Annotated in this window: 8 protein-coding genes; all 8 read right to left on the bottom strand. The window is 43.7% G+C overall.

Going from position 1 to position 5162, the window contains the following annotated elements:
- Positions 1-368: 368 nt before the first annotated feature.
- Positions 369-725 carry a 50S ribosomal protein L17 gene (gene rplQ / locus AB7U36_RS17950; protein ID WP_035235650.1) on the bottom strand — a complete coding sequence of 119 codons (357 nt, stop codon included), beginning with the start codon at positions 723-725 and terminating at the stop codon, positions 369-371.
- A gap of 5 nt (positions 726-730) precedes the next feature.
- Positions 731-1753 (bottom strand): DNA-directed RNA polymerase subunit alpha, encoded by a 1023-nt coding sequence (locus AB7U36_RS17955; RefSeq protein WP_428161047.1) that lies wholly within the window; start codon positions 1751-1753, stop codon positions 731-733.
- Positions 1754-1800: 47 nt separating this feature from the next.
- Positions 1801-2427, bottom strand: a complete 627-nt coding sequence (gene rpsD / locus AB7U36_RS17960) for a 30S ribosomal protein S4 (RefSeq protein WP_428161048.1) — start codon at positions 2425-2427, stop codon at positions 1801-1803.
- 233 nt (positions 2428-2660) lie between these two features.
- On the bottom strand, positions 2661-3056 hold the full coding sequence (rpsK, locus tag AB7U36_RS17965; RefSeq protein ID WP_035235647.1) for a 30S ribosomal protein S11: 396 nt from the start codon (positions 3054-3056) through the stop codon (positions 2661-2663).
- Positions 3057-3081: 25 nt separating this feature from the next.
- Positions 3082-3450 carry a 30S ribosomal protein S13 gene (rpsM, locus tag AB7U36_RS17970; RefSeq protein ID WP_428161049.1) on the bottom strand — a complete coding sequence of 123 codons (369 nt, stop codon included), beginning with the start codon at positions 3448-3450 and terminating at the stop codon, positions 3082-3084.
- Positions 3451-3464: 14 nt separating this feature from the next.
- The gene (rpmJ, locus tag AB7U36_RS17975; protein WP_004073839.1) at positions 3465-3578 is read right to left on the bottom strand and encodes a 50S ribosomal protein L36; all 114 of its coding nucleotides are present in this window, start codon (positions 3576-3578) and stop codon (positions 3465-3467) included.
- Positions 3579-3600: 22 nt separating this feature from the next.
- The gene (gene infA / locus AB7U36_RS17980) at positions 3601-3819 is read right to left on the bottom strand and encodes a translation initiation factor IF-1 (protein WP_004073836.1); all 219 of its coding nucleotides are present in this window, start codon (positions 3817-3819) and stop codon (positions 3601-3603) included.
- A 30-nt stretch (positions 3820-3849) separates the two neighbouring features.
- The coding region (gene secY / locus AB7U36_RS17985) for a preprotein translocase subunit SecY (RefSeq protein WP_428161050.1) at positions 3850-5162 on the bottom strand (1313 nt) is incomplete at its 5' end.

Here is a 5162-nt window from a genome sequence, read left to right on the forward strand (position 1 = left end):
TCTTTCACATTTTGCTCATCGACAAAAGGAGATTCTTGGACTTTTTGGGCATTGTGAAGAATTAAAAGCTGCCTGATTTTTCAAGGACTTATGTTAGCAAATTATTTATCTGGAAAACTATAGTAAAACCACCACCTGGTCCGATGTCAAGTCAATCGGTGTTCAGGCCTTTCTTGAAAAGCCTTTGGACACACACCTGCTGCTAAGCACCATGAGAACATTGTTTGACAAATAAATAAAGCTTTGACAGGAGGGGTATGCCTCTGCTGTCAAAGCTTTTTGAAATCCGACCGCCATTGATCCGACAATCAGGATCTACCGCCTGAACGGGCATGGTTTGAAACCATACCCATTTGCAATCTGATTAATTAATCGGTGATCAACTCAATCTGAACCATGGGAGCAACATCCCCTTTTCTTGGTCCTAGCTTGATAATTCTGGTGTATCCACCCTGCCTTGCGTTAAACTTCTCTGCTACCTCTTCAAAAAGGGCATGAACAACATCTTTTTCACGGATTACAGCCATGGCCTGACGCCTGGCATGAAGATCTCCCCGTTTGGCCAGGGTGATCATTTTATCGGCAATTTTACGAAGGCCTTTGGCTTTGGCTTCAGTCGTTTTGATGCTGCTATGTTTGAACAGAGAAGTTACCATGTTCCTAAACATCGCCTTTCTATGGGCGGAGGTTCTGTTCAGCTTTAATACGGATTTTCTATGTTTCATGGTATTTATTCTCCTTCCTGAATATTCACATCTTCCGGCGGTTCGATCCCTTCAAGGTCCATCCCTAAAGACAGGTTCATTGAATTGAGCACTTCTTTGATTTCATTGAGTGATTTACGGCCGAAATTTTTTGTCTTGAGCATTTCGCTGTCAGTTTTCTGGACCAGCTGGTAAATGGTGTGGATTCTCGCATTTTTCAGACAGTTTGAACTGCGAACGGAGAGTTCGAGTTCGTCCACAGAACGATAGATATTCTCATTGAATCCCTTTTCACCTTCATCGGTTTTATATTCCGATTCATCAGGTTCAAGCTCTTCATCAAAATTGATAAATGGATTCATCTGTTCCTTAAGGATTTTTGCGCCGTAGGCAACGGCATCATCAGGTGTAACACTACCGTCTGTCCAGACTTCAAGGGTCAGTTTGTCATAATCGGTTTTCTGACCGATACGTGATGTGCCCACCACATATTTTACACGCTTAATGGGGGAAAACGCTGAATCAATGGGAATGGTACCGATGGGGGCATCGTCGTCCTTATTCGCTGATGCCAGAGCATACCCCTTATCTGTTTTCACAACCATAACAATATTGAGTTTTCCATTTTTATTTACCGTAGCAATATGCTGCTCCGGGTTCAGAACCTTCACCCGACCGTCCGGACTGACAATATCCGCACCTGTAACATCTGCCTCACCAGTGACATTAAGGGTCAGTATTTTTTCCTCTGGATCATCTACTTTGAGCTTTAATTCTTTCAGATTAAGGATGATCTCGGATACATCCTCTCTAATATCTGAGATAACGCTGTATTCGTGAAGTGCATCATCGAATTTCACGGAGACTATGGCGGCACCATAAATGGAGGATAAAATAATCCGCCGAAGCGAGTTACCAATGGTGATGCCGTATCCCCTTTCAAGGGGTTCACACACAAACTTGCCATAAGTGGAAGTTGTGGTAACATCAAGCTTTTCCGGCTTGATCATCTCTCGCCAGTTAACATATGCAAGATTTTCAGATGACATTTAAATCTCCTGAATAGATAATTTGGTAGATCATGTCTATGATAAACCTATTTTGAATAGAGCTCGACGATCAACTGCTCCTGGATCGGCAGTGAAATATCTTCCCTTCCGGGAAGCCCTTTTATTTCACCCTTAAAACTGTCTTTATTAATTTCAAGCCACTGGGGGATACCACGCCTTACAATAGCGTCCAGGGAATCAATAATGGCCTGGATAGTTCTACTGTTTTCACAAAGTTCGATAACATCCCCTTTTTTGACCTGATAGGATGGGATATTAACCTTTTTTCCGTTTACAGTAAAATGATTGTGACGAACAAAATGGCGACCTTGATTTCTGGAATTTACGAATCCAAGTCTAAATACAGTGTTATCTAACCGGGTCTCGAGTAATGTCAACAAATTAATACCGGTAATGCCTTTTTGACAGTCTGCCCTTTTGAATGTATTTCTAAACTGTTTTTCAGATACACCATAAATTCGTTTAACTTTCTGTTTTTCCCGAAGCTGCATGCCGTAATCTGATTGTTTAACTCTTTTCTGACCGTGCTGCCCAGGGGGGAACCCTCTTCTGTCGTAACTGCATTTATCAGAAAAACAACGGTCCCCTTTTAAAAAAAGCTTCATATTTTCACGTCTGCACTGCCTGCAGACAGAACCTCTATATCTGGCCAAGTTTCCTCCTTTATCACTTTAGATAAAGTTTACACGTTTAAAATTTTCCGGAATATTCACTTTGATCAATCCGGAATGATTATATTTCGTCCCTGGTTTAGACGAAGACTTGCCCATATGAAAGGCGCATAAGAATTTGGAACCAGAGCAACCTGGAAGGTTGTGTGACCCGATCTCATAATTTGGCAAATTTTTATGCAACGCCGCAGATGGGTGAGTATTCGTTCAAACACTTAGACGCGTCTTCTTTTGGGTGGGCGGCAACCGTTATGCGGTACCGGGGTAACATCCTTAATCATGGAAATATTAAACCCAAGTGCATGCAGTGCCCGAAGCGCAGATTCTCTTCCAGGACCGGGGCCTTTAACATATACCCCGACATTTTTCATACCATGTTCCATAGCTTTTGCCCCTGCATCTTCTGCAACTAGCTTGGCTGCAAAGGGCGTGGATTTCCTGGACCCTTTAAACCCCTGCATTCCGGCGGATGACCAGGAAATGGTGTTACCGTTTTCATCTGCAATGGTGACAATGGTATTGTTAAAGGTCGACTGAATATGCACGATGCCGGTTGATATATTTTTCTTAACCCGTTTTTTGGCAATGACCTTTTTAGACTTTTTCGCCATAATTGTTATCCCTTTTTATTAAGTCCTACTTTTTCTTTTTCACTGCCGCGCGCTTGGGACCTTTTCTGGTTCTGGCGTTGGTACTGGTCCGCTGCCCGTGGCAGGGCAGGCCTTTACGATGACGCAATCCCCTGTAACATCCTAGATCCATCAATCGTTTAATATTCATGGACACTTCAGAACGCAGTTCTCCTTCAACCTTGAATTCGGAATCAATGACCTTCCTGATTTCATTTACCTGCTCTTCGGTCAGATCATTGGCCTTGATTGTGGGCTCAATACCCGTTTTTTCAAGTATATGCATAGACCTGCTGCGCCCGATACCATAGATATAGGTTAAAGCGATCCACGCATGCTTATCTCTTGGTAAGTCAACTCCAGCTATACGTGCCAAATTTTTCTATCCTCCTATCCCTGACGCTGTTTATGGCGCTTGTTGACACAAATCACTCTAATGACACCGCGCCTTTTAATAACTTTGCAGTCCCTGCAAATTTTTTTTACGGATGCTCTGACTTTCATCTAACTGCTCCTCATTTCAATTTTATTTATACCGGTAAGTTATTCTGCCACGGCTCAGGTCATAGGGAGAAATCTCCACAGTCACCCTGTCGCCGGGAAGTATTTTTATAAAATGCATTCTCATTTTCCCAGAAATATGTGCCAGCAGAACATGCTTATTTTCCAGCTCAACCTTGAACATGGCATTGGGAAGTGTTTCAAGGACTTTACCATCTACTTTAATGGGCTCTTCTTTGGCCATAGCTAAATTCGTCTCCTTTGTGGTGCCATATCAGGACCGGCTTTTAATCCGTTTATTTCCAGAGCGTCCCAGAAATCCGTCATAATTGCTGGTAATCAAATGCGACTCTATCTGAGAAATGGTATCGATAGCAACACCAACAACAATCAACAGTGCTGTCCCGCCGAAATAAAAAGGTACGTTAAATTTATTCATCAATACAGTAGGTAATACACAAACCGCCGAAACATAAACCGCACCGCCCACAGTAATCCTTGTAAGCACTTTGTCAATATACTCAGCTGTCCGCTTCCCCGGACGAATACCCGGGATGTATCCACCGTTCTTTTTCATATTTTCGGCCACATCTTCAGGGTTGAACTGAACTGCGGTATAAAAAAAGCAGAAGAAGACGATAAAACCAACATATAACAGGTAATACCAGATCGTTCCCGGACTGAACATGCCAGCCACGGTCTGCATAACCGGCAAATTGATGAACTGGGCCAGTGTGGTGGGAAACATGATGATGGAGGATGCAAAAATGGGCGGAATAACGCCGGATGTATTGATCTTAAGCGGAAGATGCGAGATTTGTCCGCCATACATCTTTCTGCCCACCACCCGTTTGGCATAGTGGACCGGAATTCTACGCTGGGCCTGTTCCATGAAAATAATGGCACCAATCACGGCAACCATCAATACAATCAGAATAATGGTTGAAAACAACCCTAGCTCACCAGTACTCAAAAGCCGTCCCATCTTAACACCAGCTGACGGCATATTTGCGACAATACCGGCAAAAATGATCAAAGAGATACCATTGCCGATTCCTCTTTCGGTGATCTGCTCACCTAGCCACATAATAAATGCAGTTCCCGCTGTCAGGGTGATAATGGTGATCAGTCTGAATCCCCACCCAGGATAGGGTACAATGGGAACACCGGCAGGCGATGTCATGGATTCAAGGCCGACTGCAATACCAAACCCCTGTATGGCGCTTAACACAACCGTACCATACCGGGTTAATTGGGTTTTCTTCTTACGGCCCGCATCCCCTTCTTTTTTGAGCTGTTCAAGATAGGGAATGACCACGGTCATAAGTTCCAGAATAATGGAAGCACTGATATAAGGCATAATACCCAGGGCAAAAATGGAGAGCCGCTGCAACGCTCCTCCAGAGAACATATTGAACATGGAAAATAAAGTGCCTGAGGCCGATGCAAAAAAAGATTCCAATGCTGCCCCGTCAATACCGGGGGTCGGGACATGCACTCCAACCCGGTAAACAAAAAGCAGGGCAAGCGTTATCAGTATTTTGCGGTTCAGCTCCGGCAGTTTGAGCATATTCTGGTAGCTGTTCT

The organism is Desulfobacter sp., from assembly GCF_050177295.1.